General features: G+C 48.4%; 22 protein-coding genes. 11 read left to right on the forward strand and 11 right to left on the reverse strand.

The genetic code is table 11. The features are described 5' to 3' along the window. Positions 1 to 51: 51 nt before the first annotated feature. The 11 genes from P8H26_RS12925 (at position 52) to P8H26_RS12975 (ending at position 12105) form a co-directional block, all read left to right on the forward strand. On the forward strand, positions 52 to 1722 hold the full coding sequence (locus tag P8H26_RS12925; protein ID WP_289633466.1) for a formate--tetrahydrofolate ligase: 1671 nt from the start codon (positions 52 to 54) through the stop codon (positions 1720 to 1722). A gap of 457 nt (positions 1723 to 2179) precedes the next feature. After that, positions 2180 to 3727 carry an AMP-binding protein gene (locus P8H26_RS12930; RefSeq protein WP_289633467.1) on the forward strand — a complete coding sequence of 516 codons (1548 nt, stop codon included), beginning with the start codon at positions 2180 to 2182 and terminating at the stop codon, positions 3725 to 3727. A 29-nt stretch (positions 3728 to 3756) separates the two neighbouring features. After that, positions 3757 to 4020, forward strand: coding sequence for an acyl carrier protein (locus tag P8H26_RS12935; protein ID WP_289633468.1), 264 nt, complete (start codon positions 3757 to 3759; stop codon positions 4018 to 4020). A gap of 43 nt (positions 4021 to 4063) precedes the next feature. Then, on the forward strand, positions 4064 to 4912 hold the full coding sequence (locus P8H26_RS12940) for a hypothetical protein (RefSeq protein ID WP_289633469.1): 849 nt from the start codon (positions 4064 to 4066) through the stop codon (positions 4910 to 4912). Positions 4913 to 5063: 151 nt separating this feature from the next. Beyond that, complete coding sequence (locus P8H26_RS12945; protein ID WP_289633470.1) at positions 5064 to 5522, forward strand: MarR family winged helix-turn-helix transcriptional regulator; 459 nt, start codon at positions 5064 to 5066, stop codon at positions 5520 to 5522. Between the two features lie 66 nt (positions 5523 to 5588). Further along, positions 5589 to 6797, forward strand: coding sequence for an amidohydrolase (locus P8H26_RS12950; RefSeq protein WP_289633471.1), 1209 nt, complete (start codon positions 5589 to 5591; stop codon positions 6795 to 6797). A 54-nt stretch (positions 6798 to 6851) separates the two neighbouring features. After that, positions 6852 to 8144 (forward strand): MFS transporter, encoded by a 1293-nt coding sequence (locus P8H26_RS12955; protein WP_289633472.1) that lies wholly within the window; start codon positions 6852 to 6854, stop codon positions 8142 to 8144. A gap of 18 nt (positions 8145 to 8162) precedes the next feature. Continuing rightward, on the forward strand, positions 8163 to 9410 hold the full coding sequence (gene kynU / locus P8H26_RS12960; RefSeq protein ID WP_289633473.1) for a kynureninase: 1248 nt from the start codon (positions 8163 to 8165) through the stop codon (positions 9408 to 9410). A gap of 93 nt (positions 9411 to 9503) precedes the next feature. Beyond that, on the forward strand, positions 9504 to 10334 hold the full coding sequence (gene kynA, locus P8H26_RS12965) for a tryptophan 2,3-dioxygenase (protein ID WP_289633474.1): 831 nt from the start codon (positions 9504 to 9506) through the stop codon (positions 10332 to 10334). Positions 10335 to 10376: 42 nt separating this feature from the next. Continuing rightward, on the forward strand, positions 10377 to 11204 hold the full coding sequence (locus P8H26_RS12970) for an alpha/beta hydrolase (RefSeq protein ID WP_289633476.1): 828 nt from the start codon (positions 10377 to 10379) through the stop codon (positions 11202 to 11204). A gap of 211 nt (positions 11205 to 11415) precedes the next feature. Beyond that, complete coding sequence (locus P8H26_RS12975) at positions 11416 to 12105, forward strand: DUF899 domain-containing protein (protein ID WP_289633477.1); 690 nt, start codon at positions 11416 to 11418, stop codon at positions 12103 to 12105. Between the two features lie 144 nt (positions 12106 to 12249). Here P8H26_RS12975 and P8H26_RS12980 read toward each other — a convergent pair whose 3' ends face one another. The 11 genes from P8H26_RS12980 to P8H26_RS13030 form a co-directional block, all read right to left on the reverse strand. Beyond that, positions 12250 to 12648: a hypothetical protein gene (locus P8H26_RS12980; protein ID WP_289633478.1), complete on the reverse strand. Its 399-nt coding sequence runs from the start codon at positions 12646 to 12648 to the stop codon at positions 12250 to 12252. Between the two features lie 283 nt (positions 12649 to 12931). Next, positions 12932 to 13132, reverse strand: coding sequence for a hypothetical protein (locus P8H26_RS12985; RefSeq protein ID WP_289633479.1), 201 nt, complete (start codon positions 13130 to 13132; stop codon positions 12932 to 12934). A gap of 800 nt (positions 13133 to 13932) precedes the next feature. Next, positions 13933 to 14409 carry a hypothetical protein gene (locus tag P8H26_RS12990; RefSeq protein WP_289633480.1) on the reverse strand — a complete coding sequence of 159 codons (477 nt, stop codon included), beginning with the start codon at positions 14407 to 14409 and terminating at the stop codon, positions 13933 to 13935. A gap of 48 nt (positions 14410 to 14457) precedes the next feature. Beyond that, positions 14458 to 14697 (reverse strand): hypothetical protein, encoded by a 240-nt coding sequence (locus P8H26_RS12995; RefSeq protein ID WP_289633481.1) that lies wholly within the window; start codon positions 14695 to 14697, stop codon positions 14458 to 14460. 581 nt (positions 14698 to 15278) lie between these two features. Then, complete coding sequence (locus P8H26_RS13000; RefSeq protein WP_289633483.1) at positions 15279 to 15683, reverse strand: hypothetical protein; 405 nt, start codon at positions 15681 to 15683, stop codon at positions 15279 to 15281. Between the two features lie 183 nt (positions 15684 to 15866). Beyond that, positions 15867 to 17960 (reverse strand): peptidase domain-containing ABC transporter, encoded by a 2094-nt coding sequence (locus tag P8H26_RS13005; RefSeq protein WP_289633485.1) that lies wholly within the window; start codon positions 17958 to 17960, stop codon positions 15867 to 15869. Beyond that, on the reverse strand, positions 17957 to 19270 hold the full coding sequence (locus tag P8H26_RS13010; RefSeq protein WP_289633486.1) for an HlyD family secretion protein: 1314 nt from the start codon (positions 19268 to 19270) through the stop codon (positions 17957 to 17959). The genes P8H26_RS13005 and P8H26_RS13010 overlap by 4 nt, the downstream gene beginning before the upstream one ends. A 216-nt stretch (positions 19271 to 19486) precedes the next feature. Beyond that, positions 19487 to 20521, reverse strand: coding sequence for an L-threonine 3-dehydrogenase (gene tdh / locus P8H26_RS13015; protein ID WP_289633487.1), 1035 nt, complete (start codon positions 20519 to 20521; stop codon positions 19487 to 19489). Positions 20522 to 20531: 10 nt separating this feature from the next. Continuing rightward, on the reverse strand, positions 20532 to 21719 hold the full coding sequence (locus P8H26_RS13020) for a glycine C-acetyltransferase (protein ID WP_289633488.1): 1188 nt from the start codon (positions 21717 to 21719) through the stop codon (positions 20532 to 20534). 86 nt (positions 21720 to 21805) lie between these two features. Continuing rightward, the gene (locus tag P8H26_RS13025) at positions 21806 to 22888 is read right to left on the reverse strand and encodes an NAD/NADP octopine/nopaline dehydrogenase family protein (protein WP_289633570.1); all 1083 of its coding nucleotides are present in this window, start codon (positions 22886 to 22888) and stop codon (positions 21806 to 21808) included. Positions 22889 to 22946: 58 nt separating this feature from the next. After that, on the reverse strand, positions 22947 to 23555 hold the full coding sequence (locus P8H26_RS13030; protein WP_289633489.1) for a helix-turn-helix domain-containing protein: 609 nt from the start codon (positions 23553 to 23555) through the stop codon (positions 22947 to 22949). Positions 23556 to 23569 lie beyond the last annotated feature (14 nt).

A 23569-nucleotide genomic window follows, 5' to 3' on the forward strand; every position in this document is an offset into this window, starting at 1 on the left:
GACGGGGATTAGTCATGAACAATGAAAACTATTCTTGCAGCGGAGTGTTCAATGTATTCTGATATTGAGATTGCCCGCGCAGCCCGAAAGCGCCCGATTATTGAGATTGCCGCGAAACTCAACCTCGGTTTCGATGATCTGCTGCCTTATGGCCATGATAAAGCAAAACTGACCCATAATGTGGTGGACAGGCTTAAATCTGCTCGCAAGGGCAAGCTTATTCTGGTTACCTCGATCAATCCCACCCCTGCCGGAGAAGGTAAAACCACAACCTCTGTGGGACTGGGTGATGCACTGAACAAAATCGGCAAAAAAGCGATTATCTGTCTGCGTGAACCAAGCCTTGGGCCAAATTTTGGCATGAAAGGCGGCGCGGCTGGCGGCGGAAAATCACAAGTTATTCCGATGGAAGATATTAATCTTCATTTCACCGGCGACTTTCACGCAATCAGCAGTGCCAATAATCTGCTTGCCGCAATGATCGACAACCATATCCATTGGGGAAACAAGCTAAGGTTTGATACACGCCGCATCAGCTGGCGGCGCGTTCTCGACATGAATGATCGCGCATTACGGGATGTAACGGTTGCACTTGGCGGGCCTTCCAACGGTTACCCGCGCGAAGCCGGATTTGATATTTCCGTTGCTTCCGAGGTTATGGCAATCCTGTGCCTTGCGGAAGACCTGACGGATCTGAAAGCACGTCTGGCGCGTATCATTGTCGGTTATAATCTTGATAAACAACCAATTACAGCTGCAGATCTGAAGGCCGACGGTGCAATGACGGCACTGCTGAAAGATGCGTTGCAGCCGAATTTGGTTCAGACGATTGAAAACAATCCCGTGCTTATTCACGGGGGGCCATTTGCCAATATTGCGCATGGCTGCAACAGTGTGATCGCTACCAAGACAGCGCTGGCACTTGGTGATTATGTTGTGACCGAGGCCGGATTTGGTGCCGATCTGGGTGCAGAAAAGTTTTTCAACATCAAATGCCGCAAAGCCGGACTTAGTCCTGATGCAGTTGTTGTTGTCGCAACAATCCGTGCATTGAAAATGAATGGCGGCATACCGAAAAGTGAGCTTGGCACCGGCAATGCAGAGGCTCTAAAAAAAGGTTCGAGCAACCTCATCCGGCATATCCGCAATGTCCAGAAGTTTGGTCTGCCGGTTGTGGTCGCAATCAACCATTTTGCCACGGATACGGATGAAGAAATTGCTGTGCTTCATGATGTGTGCAGCGAGGCCGGTGTTAAAGCCATTCTCTGCCGGCATTGGTCAGAAGGCGGTGCAGGTGCAGAAGACCTCGCCCTTGAGGTTGCAAAACTTGCCGATAATAATGATGCCGAACTGCAGCTGCTTTATGAGGACAGCCTTCCTTTGTGGGAGAAAATTCAGAAAGTAGCGCGCGAAATCTATGGCGCAGAGCAGGCCAGAGCAGAACCGGCCGTTCTGAAACAGCTGGAGCAATGGGAGCGCGATGGGTTCGGGCATTTGCCTGTGTGTATGGCAAAAACGCAGTATAGTTTTTCCGTTGATCCGACCGCTTTAGGCGCGCCTTCAGGCCATGTTGTGCCTGTTCGTGAAGTAAAACTGTCTGCCGGAGCGGGTTTCATCGTCGCTATTTGCGGGAACATTATGACTATGCCCGGATTGCCGAGAACACCGGCGGCAGAACATATCGGGCTTAATCACAATAACGAAATTCAGGGATTGTTTTAAATTCCTGCCCGCATGAAATTCAACGCCTGCCTGTGTGTTTACACAGGCAGGCGTTGCTATTTGTAGTCTTCTCTACGTCATTACAATGAACTGGCTGACCAGTTCTTTGTGAAAGCCGATAACCCAACACACATATTGCGCAGTTATTTCGCTATTCATTTTGGCTCGATAAAACCAATCGTTTTAAATACCAGAGAATGAACTTTGTGCGCCCGTCCTGTCTGCACCTGTCCTAAGGCGCTCAGGACGTAATTGCATGTAATGCCCGCACTTATCCGGCGGGAAATTTAAAGAACATTTACTTCGTTAAAAACAGAAATATTGCAAACAAAAAACACACAAATAAATTATAATACATTATTGCTACGACATATATTTATATAATCAAGAAAATATTTGTCGTAATATTGAATATTAATTCATCACAATATCTAATTAAATTAAAAGAGATGTGATAGTGCCTGAAAATTATAATATATCTCTCAACTTTATTGAGACTTGCGATAAAAGTAGTAAAAATTTATTTTATTCAAACAGGTCGGCAGACATAACTTATGGTGAAATGCGCGCCATGATCACCAATCTGGCCAGCTTCATATCCCAAGGTAACAAGCTCAAAAAAGTAGGCATTCTTGGCACCAAAAGTCCGGAAGCTTATGCAGGCATTCTGGCCGCCGGTTATGCAGGCGCCACCTATGTTCCGCTCAATCTGAAGTGGACAGAACAGAGAATAGTGCAATTACTCGAAGCGCTGCATCTGGACGCTCTTATCGTTGACAAGCAAGGGCTTACTCTGCTCACGCCAGCGGTTTTAAATGTCGCTCCGGATATTGTCATTGTGCCAGCCAATAAAAATATTACCCCTGCCCGCCATGCACAAAAGATCTCCGAATTTTCCGGTATTACAGCAGATACTCTTAGGGCACCGGCATTCGTTACAGCGAAAGATCTGGCCTATATTATCTTTACCTCGGGCACGACGGGCATGCCAAAAGGCGTGATGATTTCGGCTGGTGCTCTTAAAAGTTATATTGAGCAAGCTAAACCGTGGACGCAGCTGACCACTCAGGACAGGCTTGCAGAAACATGCGATGTGACGTTCGATTTAAGCGTCCATAATCTCTTTTTATGCGCTGATGCGGGTGCGTCACTGCATATTCTTTCATCACTGGAAATGCTGGCGCCAAGCCGTTTTATCCGTGAGCGTTCCATTACCGTATGGATGTCTGTGCCCACGCTGGCAGCGATGATGCGCAAGAGCGGCTCTCTCAAGCCAGACAGCTTGCCGACACTTCGATCTTCTATTTTCTGTGGTGAACCACTGCCGGTTGCAACTGTTGAAGCATGGTCAAAAGCTGCCCCTAACGGCACTATTGATAATATTTACGGGCCGACTGAGGGGACTGTTATTTGCCTGCGCCATAGGGTGGGCGCTACTCCGGTGACAACGCCTGGCCGTGATATTATCGCCATCGGCACCCCTTATACGTCAATGCAAGTTGCTGTCTTTGACGCTCAGCAACGCCCGCTGCCAAACGGGCAGGTTGGCGAAATTGCCCTTTGTGGCCCGCAACTTGCGGACTGTTATTTCAATTATGCCAATACCAATCAAACAGACCGCTTTCGCGAGATTGAGGGTCAGCGTTGGTATCTGACCGGTGATTTAGGAATGCGTGATGAAAACGGAATTTATCACCATCTTGGTCGCACAGATAACCAGATCAAACTCAAAGGTAACCGCATTGAGCTTGAAGAAGTTGAAGCGCATCTCAGACACGCGGCACAGAGCGAAATGGTCGCGGTTATTGCCTGGCCTATTATCGAGGGTTCTGCGCAAGCACTGGTTGCTTTCTGCACAAGTCCGCTGAAGGAAACCGTGATTAAAACGGCTCTGCTGGAAAATTTACCGCGCTATATGGTTCCGGAAAATATTCACATCCGGGATGAGCTGCCAGTAAACATCAATGGGAAAATTGATCGAAAACAACTCATTGAACAAATGTAATTCGCATTTAGCAAAATATGGAAATTGAAATGCTGTCTTCAGAAGTGAAAAACATTAAAGAGTACATTGCAGGCGTGCTTGCGAGTTATAACATTCATCATGTTGAAGAAGACCAGAAATTATTCTCTTCGGGGATGCTGGATTCTCTTGCTGCGGTTCAGATTTTGACGCAATTAGAAGCAGATTTTAATATCGACTTGGCTGATGAAGACTTTGATATCAATCATATAGACAGCCTTCAATCGCTTGAGAATTACCTCAATACGCGTAAAAGCTCAGCGCTCATTGTTTGATTTGATATCACCATTTCACCCTGTTTTTTTCGAAGATTGAACCATGAAGCTGCGCCCTTTAACCATTGATCAGCTGGATTGCGCCGCCAGATTGCTGAATGAAGGTTTTCACAAGCTATCAGAGGCAACATGGAGAGCAAATCTTCTTGATATATTCAGTCATGCAGAAACACTGGGCCGCTCTACAATTGGCTATATCGCCTTCAATAAAGAGGGTGACATCGGCATTTGCCTCGCAATCCCATTGGTTCGCTCGATCTATGAACAAGAGCCTGTGGAAGCGATCAATCTGGCAGCGTTTTATATCAAGCGGGACTATCAATGGATGGCTGCCGTATTTTTAAGGCGTATAATATCCACGTCTCATGTTGATTATGTCGATGTGACAGCCTCATTCTCAATGAGAAAAATCAATACGCATTTGGGATTTTCAACATCTGCAATTGCTACACTCGTTGTGCCTCTGCCAACCGCAGTTTGGCGCCCCTCAAAAGGGGCGGTGATACGGGCATATGACCCTCAGTTGTCAGAAGGTCTTTCTGAAGATACGACCCAGATACTCAGCGACCATATTGATCTTGGCTGTTTGGTTCTCATGATCGAAATGAACGGCGAGCGGCATCCCGTTATTTTACAGCCCAAGAAAAGAGGCGGCCTTCGTAGTACCAGAGTCATTCTGGTGAAAGACCGGACCTTGATTTATGATGCCCTTGGTCCGCTTGCACGTTATCTTATGCTGCGCGGTTTCTTCTTTCTTGAGCTGGATGTTCTGAATAAGCCTGATCTGTGGGGCTGTTCACTGCGTAAAAGATCTGCACCCGTTCAGTCAACGCTGCCAAGATTAAATGATGCAATCGATCATACTTATACTGAACTTGTCTTTATTTTATGAGCAGGCAATCGAGGTAGATGACCTTTATCGCACTTTTGCACGAGATAGCTTAATCAGCTACCGTCATCTTGCCCGTTGCAGGTGGTGTCGATTCTCCATGCTCAACATGCGCATCGCATAATGCCGTCACTGATTTTAAAAGAAAATGTCTATGACACGACAAGAGAAAACAACCACTGACATGGATTTAGGCGAGCTGCCTGAAATTCTTGGATATTTACTGCGCATTGCCGCGCGTGCTTCAGATCGTCAGGTACTGCCGGTTTTGGCAGCCAATGATTTCACCCGTGCCGAACTCACCACGCTCATGATTATCGCTTATAATCCAAACCACTCATTGCAAGAGATCACGGCCGCTGTCGGTGTTGAGCTGCCAGCCACCCAACGGCATGTGAATTCACTGCGCAAAAAAGGCTACATCATTCAAAGCCGTCCGGCGCATGACAAGCGTATTACCCATTATCAGATTACGCCGAGCGGTTTGGAAAAAGCCGAGCAGCTGAAAGCTCTTGCCAATGAAAAAGACCGCAAGCTGATGACAGGCTTAAGTGAAGCCGAAAAACAAGAACTCTTTCGCCTTCTCCGCCATGTCGGAACATACACTGCGTGACAAGCAAAACCACCCTCTTGCCAAAATTACTTAACAAAGGTAAGTAATTTGACGGGAGACTTTTCAATGCAGAATTCAGGCCAGTTTGCGCCGTTTGAGCGCCTCACCATCAGCAACCAATCGCTTGAGGCGATCCGGCATCATTTGCATCAATATCCTGAACTACGTTACGAAGAAAAGCAAACAGCTGCCTTCATCGCAGATGCATTAAACACGCTCAATATTCCTTTTGAAGCGGGCATTGGCGGCACAGGAATTGTTGCCACTTTACGCGGTACAGCCACAGCACAAAATGAGACCGGCACCATTATTGGTTTCCGCACCGAGCTTGATGCACTGCCTATTACTGAGCCGAACGATTTTCCTCATCGCTCCAGACACCAAGGTGTAAAGCATGCCTGCGGCCATGATGGTCACATGACAATCCTGCTCGGGCTTGCCGCTTATTTAAGCGAAAACCGCGACTTTGACGGCACTGTGCGCTTTATCTTCCAGCCCGCAGAAGAAGGCGGTGCAGGCGCAAAACGCATGATGGAAGACGGCTTGTTCCAGCGCTTTCCGATGCAGCACGTTTTCTCGCTTCATAACTGGCCGGAGCTTGCGCCAAATACTGTCGGTGTAATGACAGGGCCTATCATGGCGGGCGGCTATACGATTGAAGTTTCCGTTCGCGGCACCGGCGGGCATGGTGCAACGCCTTATGCCTGCACCGATCAGCTGAATATTGCTGTGCAAATTCTCAATCAGATGCAGTCATTTATGGCGCGTCGTTTGCCGCCTTTTAATCCTGCGGTGCTCTCCATTACCCGTTTTGCGGGTGGCGAGGCCAATAATGTTATTCCCGATGAAGTCAGATTTGACGGCACAATCCGCCTCTTTGATGCCATTGCTGCAAAAATCATTCAAGACGAAATGCCAGACCTTATCAAAGGCATAGCCAAAAGCTGGGGAGCTGAAGCTGATGTCCGGATTGAAGAATATTACCCACCGACAATCAGCGAGAAAAACGCGACGGACTTAGTCGCGCAGGCTGCTCATAATCTGGGTTTAGCGGTAGCGACGCCGGAAACAGGCCTTCGCCCTGCCATGACGAGTGAAGATTTTTCTTTCATGCTGCAGGAAGTACCGGGCTGTTATTTCTGGCTTGGTCAGGGGGGCGAGCACGGACTGCATCACCCTTATTACGATTTCAATGATCAGATTTTACCGGCCGGTGTCGCTCTCTATGCAGAGATTGCACGGCTTGCATTGCAGATAGTGAAACACCAAAGCTGAAACCGCAAAGAACGGATAAGGCTTGTTCCTGTTTAAGAGGGAGGGAAATTAAACATGGCGGTTATACAACAAAGCGACACAATTGCCGGACATTCGGTACCGCGTAAGAAAAACGCGAAAATGATTGTCGCTATTTCCATCGGCAATGCGCTCGAATGGTTCGATCTCGCCGTTTACGGCTTTCTGGCTGCGACAATTGCCAAGCTGTTTTTTCCGGCGGTCAATGACTTCTATTCGCTGATGCTGACTTTCGCCACGTTCGGTGTGGCCTTTGTCATGCGCCCGCTCGGTGCTGTCGTTATCGGCGCTTATGCTGATCGTGTGGGGCGCAAAAAAGCGCTGTCACTTTCCATCTGGATGATGATGCTCGGCACATTCGCCATTGCAATTGCGCCAACCTATGCACAGGCCGGTGTTTTCGGCTCGATCATGGTGGTGCTGGCGCGTCTTGCCCAGGGCTTTTCTGCCGGTGGTGAGTTTGGCTCGGCCACAGCATTTCTGGCAGAACTGAACCCTAAAAAGCGCGGCTTCTATGCCAGCTGGCAATTTGCATCGCAGGGTCTGGTCACACTGCTCGCATCGGGCTTCGGCGTTTATCTGAATAGCGGCTTAACACCTGAACAGCTGGAAAGTTGGGGCTGGAGACTACCGTTTATCTTCGGGCTGCTGATCGGGCCGGTTGCCATTTATATCCGCCGCCAGATGCATGAATCGGAAGAATTTGCAGCAGTGGCTGAACAGGGTGATACAAGCAGCCTTGGCCAGACGGTTGTTGCGGAACGTCAGAAACTGTTCCTGTCTTTTGGTCTCGTTATTCTGCTGACAGTAACATCCTATACATTGCTGTTTCTGCCGTCTTATGCCGTGCGTCAATTGCACCTCGAACCGGTCTATGGCTTTACCGGCACGTTGCTGATGGGCTGCATCCAATTGCTGATGACCCCGATTTTCGGCGCTCTTTCCGACCGGATCGGACGCACGCCTTCCATGCTTGCATCCTCACTCATCATCGCCGTTGGCATTATTCCGGCCTTTGCTTATCTTGATAGCAATGTGTCTGTATTTGGCTTTCATCTGCTGCTTGGTGCGCTTGCATTTGCACTTACAGGCTATTCCGGCCCACTCGCAGCTTTGATGTCCGAGCTCTTTCCTACCCGTTCACGCGGTGCGGGCTTGTCGATGAGCTACAGTTTTGCGGTCACGATTTTTGGCGGTTTCGCACCCTTCATCATTGCATGGATGATCAATGCCACCGGCTCCAATCTTGCGCCTGCAATCTATCTGGCTTTCGGCAGTGTGCTCAGTCTTATCACAGTCATCTATATCCGGCGCATTGGGTTGCGCTGATCTTAAACGGAGGCAGTTATGTCGCAAGATATGACACTGGAAACAGTACGGGCACTGGACGCAAAAGACAGTCTGCGTGCTTTTCGGGAGCGTTTTGTTATTCCGGATAATATGATTTATCTGGACGGCAACTCATTAGGCCCTGCCCCAAAATCCGCATTCGCTGCGCTTGACCGCGCTGCCAATGTTGAATGGGGACAAGACCTGATCCGCAGCTGGAACAGTGCGGGCTGGTTTGAGCTTCCACTGCGTTTGGGTGATAAAGTTGGCGAGCTTACCGGTGCTTCTGCCGGACAGATTGCGGTTTGTGACAGTACATCCATCAATATTTTCAAAGCATTGAGTGCTGCTGCAAGCCTGCGCCCTGATCGTAAAGTGATTGTTGCTGAAGGCACAAGCTTCCCGACTGACTTGTACATAGCAGAAGGCTTTGTCGCCAGTCAGCCGGATTTGACGCTCAAGCTGGAAGGCGTTGACGGTGACACGATCGAAGAACTGCTCGGGCCTGATGTTGGCGTGGTTTTGCTCAACCACGTCAATTATCGCAGCGGCCGCCTGCATGATATGAAGGCCTTAACCCGCCGGATTCATGAAGCCGGTGCTTTGGTTGTCTGGGATCTGTGCCACAGCGCCGGTGCACTCGATGTTCAGCTCGATGATTGCGATGTCGATTTCGCGGTTGGTTGCACCTATAAATACATCAATGGCGGGCCCGGCGCGCCTGCCTTTATTTATGTTGCAAAACGCCATCAGGCAGAAGCACGTCAGCCACTTTCCGGCTGGTGGGGGCATGTCCGTCCTTTTGCTTTTGAACAGCAATATGAAGCGGCACCGGCCATTGCCCGCTTTCTTTGCGGAACACAGCCGATCCTCTCCATGCAAACACTCAGCGGCGCACTGGAGGCTTGGCAGGGCGTCAATATGGCTAATCTGCGGGTGAAAAGTCTGGCACTGACCGATCTCTTCATCAAGCTGGTTGAAGAGCGTTGTGCAGGCTTTGACTTGCAGCTCATCACGCCGCGCAATCACAATGAACGCGGTTCACAAGTCGGCTTCACCCATCCGCATGCCTATGAGGTGATGCAAGCCTTGATCGCGGATCAGGTTGTTGGCGATTTTCGTGCGCCGGATGTGCTGCGTTTTGGCTTCACACCGCTTTATGTCAGTTATGAAGATGTGTGGAATGCGATTGAAATTCTGCGCGATGTGCTTGTAACTGAGCGCTGGAAAGAACCGCGTTTTGCAACGCAGAACGCAGTCACCTGAGGAATGATTTTACCGCGATTTTGCACATGCCAAAATCGCGGTAAACCTATAAGATCGTTGATAATTTGTCATAGCAGAAGCGAAAAACAGAACATGACGTATGATCCTTCAAAAGATGGCGCGCAGATGGATTTTCGCCAGCGCATGTCCTATGGCGATTATCTTCAGATTGATAAAATTCTCTCTGCGCAACATCCGCTTTCTTCGGCGCATGATGAGATGCTGTTCATTATTCAGCATCAAACATCAGAATTATGGATGAAACTGGCGCTGTATGAGCTCAATGCCGCACGGCAGATGATCGCCGCTGACCGCACAGCCGAAGCTTTGAAAATGCTGGCACGCGTGTCGCGTATTTTTGAACAGCTCAATTCTGCGTGGGATGTGCTGCGCACCATGACACCATCAGAATATACGCAGTTCCGCGATGCACTGGGGCAAAGCTCGGGTTTTCAATCCTGGCAATACAGATTGATTGAATATGCAGTTGGCAATCGTAATCTGGCAATGTTGAAGCCCCATGCACATTGCCCTGACATTATGGAAATGCTGGAAGCCGAACTGGCGCGCCCTTCCCTTTATGATGAAGTGCTGCGCCGCCTTGCCCGAACCGGTTTGGCTGTGCCTGAGGCAGTGTTAAACCGTGATCTGCGACAGGCATGGCAGTTGGATCAGGATGTGCTCGCAGTGTGGACAAAGGTCTATCAGGACCCGTCGCGCTACTGGGAAGCTTATGAAGTCGCTGAGAAACTGGTCGATTTTGAAGACTATTTCCGGCGCTGGCGTTTCAACCATGTCACAACGGTTGAGCGGGTGATTGGGTTTAAACGTGGTACCGGCGGCACCGGAGGAATTAGTTATCTCAAGCGTATGCTGGAGGTTGAGTTGTTCCCTGAGCTTTGGCGTGTCCGCACAGAACTTTGATCCGTAATTTTCCTATTCAGGTTGTTTAAGAACAGGTGAAATATGAAGCGTAACTGGGACGATGAATTTGCAAATTCAGCTTATATTCCCGGCTCAGAAAAGCTTCCTGCCCTGTGGGCTGCCAATGCCGCAGCCTACCGGCAGGCAACACCGATGCAGGAAGATATCGCCTACGGCACAGCTTCGCGCAACCGGCTGGATCTCGTCTTTCCGGATGGTAAAAGCAAAGGGCTGGTTGTCTTCGTACATGGCGGCTTTTGGATGGAGTGTAACAAATCCGACTGGACAGATCTGGCTGAAGGCGCGCGTCTCAATGGCTGGACTGTTGCCCTGCCCGGTTACACGCTTGCACCAAATGCCCGAATTTCGGAAATAACCCACGAGATTTCTCAAGCCATCACCAAGGCTGCGCATTTGGTCGAAGGGCCGATCAGGCTGGTTGGCCATTCCGCCGGTGGCCATCTGGTTACGCGCATGATCTGTCAGGACAGCCCCATTGCGCCGGAAATTCTGGCACGTATAACCAATGTCATGTCGATCAGTGGTTTGCATGATCTTCGCCTGCTTCAGCAAACCAAAATGAATACTGCACTGCAACTGGACGATATGGAAGCTGAGCGTGAGAGCCCTGCGCTGTTGCGGCCACTGGCATCAGCGCATGTAACTTGCTGGGTCGGAGCAGATGAGCGCCCTGAATTCATTCGCCAATCCCGCCTTCTGGCAATGATGTGGGATGGCTTGGCACAGGTAAGGCTCTTTGAAGAAAAAGAGCAAAATCACTTTTCAATTCTGAGTGGTTTAAAGTACCCGAATTCACCTTTAATGGATGAACTGCTGGCCTCCAATGAAGCCCGCTCAACGGTCGTTTGAGTGTATCGGAAAACTATGTAGTACTGGTAAGTCTGCGCAGCGCCACGTCTTTTTCACTGCTATTTGACGTATGATGTTTTTGTTCCATACTGCAGGCAGAACTCAGGCTTTGCCAAGGCCTGCTACACGACCAGACAACAGAAGGCTCAGTCCTGCGCCAGCACCGGCGAATATTTTAAAACGGTGCTCACAATAATAGGAGCGATTGATCATGCTGCCTGAAATTGTTTCAATGAATGCGTGGCAATCCGCGCTTGAAGAACAGATCAACAGAGAAAAAGCTTTTACCCGTGCGCGCGATCAGCTGAATGCACAGCGGCGACGCCTGCCGATGGTCAAGATTGACAAGGCATACAAGTTTGCCGGACCGGCAGGCGAAGTCAGCCTGTCAGATCTTTTCGCGGGGCGGCGGCAGCTGATCGTTTATCACTTTATGTTCGCACCTGAATGGAAGGCGGGCTGCGACGGGTGCTCATGGGTTGTGGATGCGATGACCCATCCCGCGCATCTCAATGCACGGGATACCTCGCTTGTTTTGATATCGCGTGCACCGTTGGAAAAACTGCAAAACTATCAAAAGCGCATGGGTTGGCAGTATCCGAACTGGTATTCCTCACAATATAGCGATTTCAATCAGGATATGGGAGCTACGCGGAGCGATCCGGACACACCGGACAAAATGCAGGAGGTGCATGGTATCAGCGTTTTCCTGCGTGATGGTGAGAATATCTATCGCACCTATTTTAACGGCGGACGCGGTATTGAATATCTCGGCAGTTTTTGGACCTATCTGGATCTGACACCTTATGGCCGTCAGGAGTTGTGGGAGGATTCACCGGAGGGCTGGCCACAGAGCGAAGCATATATCTGGAACAGGCGGCACGATGAATATGAAAGCTAAGGGTTACGCTGATTTCCTACTGTGACGACTGCCTCTGTGATATCTCGAAGAAATTTTCTACGAACCTTCGCTAATCAATAAAAATCGCTGCATAAATTTTTAAATTAACCTACTCCGAAAGCATGTTCATGCTGTGTTATTGCGTCAAAATTGACTATTCCCATTATTTACAATTTTATTTTTATGTAAAAATTTAAATATAAAAAATACTATAGTGCTAAATATAAAATATATAACAATAATTACTGATGTCATCATTATCATTGATTTAGCGCCAATTGAATAATTAAACATAAAAATCATCATCCAACTAGATAGCAATATACTTTCAAAAAATGAATTTAAAATACAATAATAATATTTTGAGTTGCTTTTTAATAATGCGAGCGATGGCTGATTGCGGAATGTTGTCGCCGAGAGAAAAAGAATTGATGCAGATGCTTTTACCAAGGCGATGACTGGTCCATCTTGCCAAGTCAGAAGCATGACGACGGCAATAAAGACCACAAAAAAAGCTGCATTTTTATATGTGAATTCCCTCATGTACACCCCTTAGAACATTGCTTTCAGTTGAAGCATGCCGAGAAAAGAACTCCCTCATCGACAATTTCATTTCTAAATACAACAATTCAATCGCTTCCACCGATTGGCACGATGTCTTCAGCTCCCAAAAGAGAGTTGGAAATAGCAGAGTGCTTAGTCAACCATCCTACCGCCTGCTGTAGCAGTTAGAGGGTGTGTGAGTTTTAGCTGCTGGAGACTTGGCATGTTACGGCTGATCACAGCCCGTGCGAGTACGGTTGGATTTGTAATTTATTAATTCTTATTAATTCTTATTTTTTCTATTCTTATAAATCGCTATTAATGAAAGTGGTAGTGATATTGGAATAACTGCCCAAATTGCTGACTTTAAATAAAGATATAGATCAATATTCATGCCGAAACGATCATTCCCAATTAAGTATACTAAACCAATAAATCCAGCAGGAGATAACCAAAACCCAGCTATAATCTGCGTATAACTCATCAGTTATCTCCTTGTTATGAATATCAATTTCGCTCAATTTTCACTTAAAAACATTAAGAGGCGGACTGATTTTTAATTATCGTGAACCCCGTCCATCACTATCCCCACCTCCCTGCTCTCGGCCACTATTATTACTGGGCGACGGGGAAGAAAAACCACCTCTGGCACCTCCTAACGCGCCAACCAGTCCACCCCACGTTACCCCTGCCACCCCTCCGAGGGCTCCTCCTAACGCGCCTATAGCTGCCCCCCATCCAACGTCAGGATTTAGACCAACTGCATTCGCCCCGTACACATCAGTTCCCAAATAGGATTCTTGTGCTCGATGTCTATCATGCTCTGCTGTCCCTCTTCCCCTAGAGGACGGGCCATGTGTGCTACTATTATCATCTTTGCCCCATCCGCCTCTTAATCCGTCATAATCAGCTGAATCAAGTCGACCACCGCCAACAACAAGGCTCATTTCTTCCATTGATAAAATGCGCATAAATTTTCCCTCCCGTTAATTCGTGAAGGATAACACCTATATAAATAGTTTCTTATTCCAATAAATTGGATCTAATTTGTATTGAGTTTATAGATTTGAATGTGGTGAAAAGTTCAGTTTCCGCGCGAAATTCTCTCTAATACGACCAGCACAATTCCCCATTGCGTTATCTTTTGCGTAATCAGGAGAAGCACCGTAACAGCAGACACATTTATAGTTCAGCATGGGTGGAGCTTGTGAATGTCGCACCTTCTACGGCGCGCTTGCTGGAGCTTGGGGGCTCGACAGTGTTTATAAACTTAGTGCAAGTGCCTTAGTCGGCAGTTGTTTTGTAATTTTTTGACATCTGTCTATCGACCAGAAAATACAAATAAATAAAAATTCCAGAAATCGCTGAAATAAACCAAGCTCCAATATTGTATAGAATAACATTTAGCGCTGGCAGATTATCTACATAAAAATTAATTGTTGAGTGAATTAACGTCATAAAAAATATTGACCACCACTTAAATTTTACTTTTAAATAAATTATTGAAGTCATAATATGAAACGATTTAGAACCAGTCAATAAAAATATAGTCGCTAAAATTGCCATTTCAGAATTAAGACCTAATTCAATATTATGCTCATAAACGGCATTAAAAAAGTACATCGACTCTGCAATAGCAAACAGGAAAAGTGACGGTATTTTAAATATCGTTTCGAAAAACAACAAAACTATAAAAGCTTTCATGAGCTCTTCTGCACCGGCAGTTAGTATTATTCCAAAAACATACCAGAACATTTCCAAGCGTAACCTCTCACGTCGTAATTGCTCAAAGGTTCGTTTGCAGAGCTATCATTTACTGTTAGCGAGAACCACGCCCGCCACTATCGCCATCCCCCTGCTACTGCTGTCCCCTGTATAATCGCCCATTGCATTATATGACCCATAATCTGGACTGCCACCACAAGCGAAGGCATTGGCAAGAGCTTGACCTACTTTTCCAATAAGTGAATCTTTAAAACCAGGATTGTTTCCCGGCGACTTCGAGGCCTCAACCTGTTTATCAAAACTATATCCGTCATTTGCCCCCATTCCTGCACCCTTTCCACGATCACGGCCCCTTTTGATGAACCTGTTCCACCCCTTGTGCCACCTGCTCCATCATCCCGGGCATCAAGTGCGCCACCACCTACAATGAGGCTCATTTCTTCCATTGATAAAATACGCATAGGTTTTTCCTCTCGTTAAATTGAGAAGGATAACACCAATGTAAATCGCTTCTTATTCCTATTAATGGGGTGAACGGAATAAGTGCTGCGCAGAGCAGGAACGGCAGGCGAGTTGGTGTTTGGGTGAAGATCACGGATGAAGCTTCTAATTTGTAACGGCTCCTACAGCGCGATTAAATGCGCAGAGCCACGACAAGTCAGTCAATAACAAGGTGATATTGGTTGGTATTTTTTAAATTTTATATGTAAACACATAACGTCTAAATAAAAACCATAGAAATCCAACTATTATTGGGGAGAAAATAATCACAATAAATGAATACTCCCTATCAATGTTCATTAATTTGTACGGAAATAATAAAATAATTAATGGATTTATAATTACCCATGGAATGAAATCTATGTATTTACTCATTGATTTACACCATAAAATTAATATTTTATTTACTTTGGGCCACGACCACCACTATCACCATCCCCTTGGTTACTATTTCCATTTGTGTAATCCCCCATAGCATTGTAGGAGCCGTAATCTGGCGAGACACCGGAGTTGATGTTGTTATCAATACTATTCCCTAAAGCACGTCCAGCTAGCCCTCCCATTATTGAGCCAACTCCTGCACCTCCAGCCACTGGAGAAAGGCCACCCAAAACACCACCGGCCAATGATCCTAAAGTTGCCCCAATATCTTTACCCCACCCGCTATTTCCACTGCCTCTGTTCCCGCTAGGGGAGTTAGAACTACCGCTTGATGAGTTGGAATTACTGTTTGTTCCGTCATGATCGGCTGAATCTAATCGACCACTACCGACGACAAGGCTCATTTCTTCCATTGATAAAATACGCATAGGTTTTCTCCCGTTAAGACGAGCAGAATAACACTCATATAAGCTGTTTTTTATTCCTATAAATTGGGGGATAATATTAGCTTATGTTGTTGCCCTGAAATATATCTGCCTATGCCCTGATAAATAATGATAGTATTACTGGATGAATGCTATCAGATCTGTTTCACACTGCCTTTTTTCATTTTAACCGAGCTTAATGATGCGAGAAGCCTGAGCAATGGTTGATGGTCTGTGGGCAACAATAATGCGGCTGATCTTTAACTTTGCAACAGCTTGGTTGATGTGTTGTTCATTGGTTTCATCCAGTGCGCTTGTTGCTTCATCTAAAAACAGTATAGACGGTCGCCTGTAGAGGGCGCGGGCTAAAAAGAGACGCTGTTTTTGTCCGCCTGACAGAGTGCTGCCCATGTCTCCAACAAGTGAGTCAAAGCGCATAGGCATCCCCATGATTTCATCATGCATGGCAACCAGCTCGGCACATCGCTCTATCCATGCCTGATCCGCATTTGAATCAAAACAGGCGATGTTTTCGCTGATCGTTCCTGCAAAGAGTTGATCGTCCTGCAAAACTGTCGCAATGCTCCGGCGATAATTCACGGTTCCGAGCTGATTGATATCAACATCACCGACGAGAATTTTACCTTCGCTCGGCGTTATCAATCCGGCCATGATTTTCAGCAATGTAGTTTTTCCGCATCCTGAAGCGCCGGTAATAGCAAGGCATTCTCCGGCTGCAACATCAAAGCTGACGGCCTCAAGCACTTTGGGCAAACCTTCTCCGTAGCTGAAATGAACATTTTGAACGCTCAACAACGCTGATTGTTCCGGTTGAGATTGAACTGTTGGATATAGTCCGTTTGCTGGCGTGTCTTCCGGTGTTGCCAAAGCAATATCTGCAATACGCTCGGTATGTAGGCTCAGCATTTTCAGGTTGATAGCCAGACCGATCAAAGCTCCGACACGACCAACAAACTGATCTTTATAGGCTATAAATGCGATCAGCATACCAATGGTCATTGAGCCATTCATGACAAAGCGGGTTCCTATGACAAGCATAATAATACCATCAGCGGCTGCGAGAAATGTCCCGACCGTACCAAAAACAAAATCCAGCTTTTGTATCTGCAAATTGGCATTGATGGCATTCACGAGCAGATTGAGCCATGTGCCTCTGCGCCGCTCATGCAGATCAAGGGTCTTGATGCTGGCAACCCCACGGATTGTTTCTATGAAGTGGGAACTTTCCTTGGCACGTTGAATAATGGCTGCTTCATTGGCTGCACGGTATGGCCGGTATGCAGCAACACGAATGAGCAAGTGAATTGTAAGTGTTCCAAAGGCTACGAGTGCCAGCCAACCACCATAGAAAATCATCATAATCAGTGCGCCGATGGTCATAATACCATCCAGAACGGCACCAATAATATCTGTTGTGAGTGCGGATTGAATATGTCCCAATGACCCGAACCGCGACACCACATCGCCAACATGGCGTTTTTCAAAATAGGAAAGCGGCAGGCGTAACATGTGGTCAAACAAAGCCGTCGTCCATTGCAGGCTGAGATTTGTTCCCATAATCAGGGTTGCCCAAGCGCGGGACAAACCAAAAATTACCTGTAAGATAACAAGGATACCCATACCGATTGCCACCAGTGTGAGAAGATCATGATCCGCTGCAACAATCACTTCATCAAAAATGATCTGAGAACCAATCGGAGAAAGCAGCGCAATGACCTCAAGGCACAGAGACAGAAGAAAAATCTGCACTAAAGCCCGCTTCAAACCATCGATACGTCGAAACAGATCGCTGAGACGAATACGTTCTTTTTCGGTTTTTCGTTCAAATCCTTCGGCTGGCCAAAGCTCCAGCGCGATACCGGAAAAGCTTTCAGACAGCTCTTTAAGCGGAACCCAACGCCGGCCATGTGCCGGATCATGAATATAGGCCCCTTTTGATGTGATCCGCTCCAAGACAACATAATGGATAAATTTCCAGTGCAGGATACAGGGCATGTGAAGTTTGGACAGTTCTTCGATCTCAACACGAGCTGGTCTTGTTGCCAAGAAAAGACCCGTAGCAAAACGTGACAGATCAAGAAGTGACAGGCCTTTCATCGAGGCTGAGAACCGTCGCCGTAAGGCTCCAAGATCAATATTGTGACCATAATAACCGGCCACCATTGCCAGACATGCCAGCCCGCATTCGGCCACTTCTGTCTGTAATATAACCGGCATACGCTTGCGCAAAGAAAGGGAGAGATTTAGTTCCGTACTCATGACGGTGTGTCCGGTGATTGTCCGGTCGTGCGGCCACGCAAGCTATAGAGCGGCTCCAGTATCCATTGATAAACCGGCCTTGTTTCCAGCAAAAGATCAGCCTCAACACTCATACCGGCACGCAAGGCTTCAGCTTTTCCATAAGCTAATACATTAGGCTGATCCGGTATAACCGTAATGCGGTACAGAGCTACTGCCTGTTTTGGCTGCGCAGCGAGCGCGTCAATATCAGTTTCATTTTGGCGTAAGGTCACGCGGGATACTTTGGTGACTGTCCCGCCATATTGCCCGAATTTTTGATAAGGAAATGCGGTATAGCGCAACAGAACGGAGATGCCTTCGCGGATAAATCCAATAGCGCTACTCTGTGCTAAGAGGTGGATTTCCATTTTTTCGCCTTCAGGCAGAACAGAGACAAGCGGGGTGCCTGCTGCAACGACCTGCCCTTGATGGGTCAGAAGTGCGGCTATTGTTCCGTTCACTGGTGCCGTGATGACAATAGACCGTCTGGCCTCCCCCTGAGCCAGCTGTTCTTTCAGCGTTGCAATGCGCTGCCGCAATTCGCCCAATGTGATTGCGGCAGACGCGTCAAAACCTGCCAGTTTTGTCCGAATTTCAGATAATCGGCCACTGAGCTGAACATGCTGCCGGCGCTGGCTTTCAAGTTCCTGACGGATCTGCATATAGCTTTGTTGCGTGGTCTCGAACGTGCGTTCGACTGCAATGCCCTGTGTGATCAGCTTGCGGTATTTATCAGCACGCGGTTGCAGGATGGAAATATATTCCTGTGTCTGTGCAATCTGGGCTTTAACCCGCTCGATCTCATTTTGGATAGCGCTATCCTGATTGTGCAGTCCTTGTTTGTCGACACGATCCAGTTGAGCACGTTGTGTAATTGCATTCTCAAGCTCGGCAATACGGCTCAATAGCTGATCTTTGATAACAAGCTCTGTCTCGCCTAATCCCGTTGTCGTATCTGTGCTGATTGTAAATAGCGGGTCACCAAGCTGAACACGGTCATGCGCGGATGTTATACCGCTTATAATGCGACCGGTTTGCGGTGTGAAAACATGCATTACGCCTGCGCTTGGCACAACTGTCCCATGAACGCGCACGCGTCTTGTGTAGTGACCAAAGGTTAGAAAGCTGACTATCAAAGCAATGACAAGCACGCCCATGATTGTTGCTACAACGATAGAAATCGGTTGCAATAATTTTGGCTGGCCTAACCATGCATCACGTTGTGCAGCAATAGCTTCCGGCCGGTACAGGGAAGAGCAAGTGTCATCCTTTCTGGATGCGCTGTGCATAAAAATACTTTAAATTATCAGTGCTCATAGCTGTATGAGAGCAATATAAACATTACAAGTCAAATACTTGAATGTTGCGAGTATTTTATAATCAATAATTTATTTGGAGAGTTACGGTTTGTTTCCAGATGATAAATGCTCCGGATTTATGTCCGCACCGAGTATTGTCGAGCCTTGCAAAACCCACAGTCCCGGCGCGGTCATAAATAACTGAACTTACCAGTCCATGACGACTTTGCCGGAATTGCCGGAGCGCATGGCCTCGAAACCGTCGCGGAATTCATCAATCTTGATGCGGTGCGTAATAACCGGAGACAGATCAAGCCCGCCCTGCACAAAGGCGATCATCTTGTACCAGGTCTCAAACATCTCACGCCCGTAAATGCCTTTCAGATTGAGCATTTTGAAAATGACCTTATTCCAGTCGATTTCAAAACCGGCAGGAGCAATACCGAGAATAGCAATCTTGCCGCCATTATTCATCTTGTCGATCATATCGCGGAACGCAGGTGCAGCACCGGACATTTCCAGCCCGACATCAAAGCCTTCCGTCATGCCGATGGATTTCATCACATCATCAAGATTTTCTCTTGAGGCATCCACCACATAGTCAATGCCGACTTTTTTGGCGAGATCCAGGCGCACCGGATTAATATCAGTGATGACAACCTTGCGCGCACCCGCACGTTTGGCAACCATTGCCCCCATGATGCCGATCGGTCCTGCACCGGTAACCAGCACATCCTCACCAATCAGATCGAAGGACAAAGCCGTGTGCACAGCATTGCCGAAAGGATCGAAAATAGCGGCGATCTCGTCCGGCACTTCCTCGGGAATCGCCACCACATTATATTCCGGCAAGCAGATGAACTCTCCGAAAGAACCGGATCGATGCACGCCAACACCCAGCGTATTGCGGCACAGATGACCACGCCCCGCGCGACAGTTACGGCACTTGCCGCATACAATATGCCCTTCGCCCGAGACGCGCTCACCGACTTTATACTTGGTCACTGCGGAGCCGATCTCTGCGATCTCGCCCATAAATTCATGGCCGACAACCATCGGCACCGGAACTGTGTTTTGCGCCCACTGATCCCAGTTCCAGATATGCACATCCGTGCCGCAGATTGCGGATTTTTTGACCTTGATCAGCACGTCATTCGGGCCGATCTCAGGAACAGGGACGCGCTCCATCCACAGACCCGGTTCTGCCTTTGCTTTAACCAGGGCTTTCATCATATTCGTCATTGGAGTTCCCTCAGATAATGCCTAATTCACGGCCGGTTTGTTCAAAGACCGCAATGGCTTTGCGAACATCCTGCTCCGAATGGGCTGCCGACATTTGTGTACGGATACGCGCCTGACCTTTCGGCACCACAGGGAACGAAAAGCCGGTTACATAGACGCCTTTTTCAAGCATTCGGGCGGCCATTTCCTGTGCCAGTGCCGCATCGCCCAGCATCACCGGAATGATCGGATGGCCATCTCCGGCAAGTGTAAAACCGAGCTTTGTCATTTCGCGGCGGAAGAGCTCTGCATTCGCAGCGAGGCGGGCGCGCAGTTCCGCACCGTTTTCGATCAGGTCAAAAACTTTCAGTGATGCCGCAGCAATAACCGGCGCAAGCGTGTTGGAAAACAGATAAGGCCGTGAGCGCTGACGCAGCCATTCCACAGTTTCAGCCTTGGCAGATGTATAGCCGCCGGATGCACCGCCAAGAGCCTTGCCGAGTGTGCCGGTGATAATATCAACCCGCCCTTCAACGCCGCAATATTCAGCGGAACCGCGGCCGTTTTTACCGACAAAGCCGACTGCATGGCTGTCATCAACCATGACCATCGCATTATATTTGTCCGCGAGATCACAAACGCCCTGCAGATTGGCAATAATCCCGTCCATCGAGAACACGCCGTCTGTGGCGATCAGCTTAAAGCGGGAGCCCTCCGCCTTCTTCAGCTCTTCTTCAAGCGCAACCATATCATTATTGGCATAACGGAACCGTTTTGCCTTCGACAGGCGAATGCCGTCAATAATCGAGGCATGGTTCAGTGCATCTGAAATAATTGCGTCTTCTTCACCGAACAGCGTTTCAAAAAGCCCGCCATTCGCATCAAAACAGGAAGAGTAAAGGATGGTATCTTCCATGCCAAGGAATGAGGAAATCCGGTCTTCCAGCTGTTTGTGCTCTTCCTGCGTCCCGCAGATAAAACGCACCGAAGCCATGCCATAGCCATAGCGGTCGAGTGCCTGCTTGGCAGATTCTGTCAGTTCTTCATTATCCGCCAGTCCGAGATAATTATTGGCACAAAAATTAAGAACGCGATCTCCCGAGGCCACTTCGATTTCACCGGCCTGTTTGGAGGTAATAATACGCTCGGTCTTATACAGGCCGGATGTTTTCAGGCCATCCAGCTCGGAACGGAGATGTCGAAGAAAATTATGTGTCATGCTTGAAGCTCTCTCACAATTATACCGGCATCTGCCCTGCATTTTATCAGTATTTTCCGATGCAGGGCAGATGTATAGCAGATCAATTATTGACCGGTTGCATAGCCATGTTTGCAAAGTCCGGTCAGATCAGACAAGGAAAGTGCATCCATATCCAATGCGTTTAAAAGGTCGTTTTCAGCGGTAAAATCCCGTCCGTACATTGCCGAGAAAATTTTAACGCCTGCTTCATGCAGCTCAGCAGGTTTACCTGCAAGACGTGCCAGTCTGGCAGTCATCACCAGACCGAACGGCACATCCTCCGTAACGTAGCGGCTGTCCGCTGTGGTCGGGCCAGAGCCGCCATTGCCTGCGGCATGCATTTCCTGATTCATCTGCGAAATCGAGCTGACAGGAATGTGGAATGAAAGGTGGAAATGCTCGAAAATCGTTCGGACGTTTAGTCCCAGAGCTGTAGCAACATTGATGCGCTCCTGATCCAGATCTTCCAGAAGACGTCCGACATTCGGCGTTACATTCTGCCCCTGGCTCCAGCTTTCACCACGTTCCATACGGGTCATATTGCCCAGTGCAATGCCCATGTGGTTTTGCGGATTGAGATTGGACAAAGCAATGGCCAGCAAGCTGCCGCGATCGACAAAACGATCTCCGAACAATGTCTGGCAGAGGGCAAGCCCTTCTGCGCTACGAGATTCCGGCACTGTCGCAAGATCAATACGCTTGCGTACAGTATTCACATTCACTTCCGTCTGGCTCAGCTGACGGCCTGAAACAACCGTTGTGCCCCAGGCAATAACCGGCACGCTGATATCACGCGTAGCCAAAAGGCGGGACAGATAAAGCGCACCAAAGGAGGCATGGGAGCTGATGATAACGCTCTGATCCGCACGGATATGTGGTGCCACAGCATCCAGCACCGCCTTGTGTCCATAAGCAGGCAAAGCTACCACAAGCACATCAGAACCTTCTGCCAGTGCGCGCGCATCCGCTGCCACCTGCGGCCGGAATGTGCCGGTCACAGCACCGGAGGCAGTCAATGCCTCGCCTGCGGCCAGCGCCTTCGTGCGCTCACCCGATGGTGACCAGAGAATAGCTGTGTGGCCAGCCTGTTCCAGAAATGCTGCCATACCAAACGCGATTGATCCGGCGCCAATAATCCCTACCCGCATAATCTTTTGTTCCTCACTCATATTCATTCAAATTATTCTGCGGTTGTTCCGCATTTTGTTATTTGGGTCGTAAGGTGCTGCCAAAGCCGCCATTCACACCGGCAAAAGCAACGACCAGAAAGGCCTTGGCAGGCTGGCTGCCGATACTGGTCAGACAATGCGGCACCTCTGCCGAATAGCGGGCTGTTTCACCCGCTCTGACCACAGTTTGTGAAGCGGTGTTGGAAACGTGGATTTCACCCTCAAGACAATGCAGATGCTCCATCGTTCCCGGACTATGCGCCTCACTCTCCAGCTTGCCATTGAGATCAAAGTTCAGGAGATACCATTCGATCAGTGCAATCATGCTGGCCGGCGCCAGAATCTGCAAAGTACAGGTACCGTCCGGACTGCGGATCGTCGGCGTCAGGTTGCCGGGCAAAAGATGAATCTGATCTGTCCGCTCATTGGTCACGCCGCCCATCAGACAATCCAGATTAACGCCAAGCGCCTGCGTCAGATGCCATAATGTGCCATAGGTCGGATTGGCATTGCCGCGCTCAATCTCGGAAAGAATGGAACGTGACACGCCTGCCATAACGGAAAGGTCTGCCAGTGTTAGCTTGCGCTCTTTACGTAAGGCCTGCAAACGTGGCCCGATTTCCGGTGGTGTCAGCTGCTGCTTCATCTGCTCACTCCTCA

Origin of the sequence: Pseudochrobactrum sp. sp1633 (assembly GCF_030376605.1) — a bacterium.
Classification (GTDB): Bacteria; Pseudomonadota; Alphaproteobacteria; order Rhizobiales; family Rhizobiaceae; genus Pseudochrobactrum.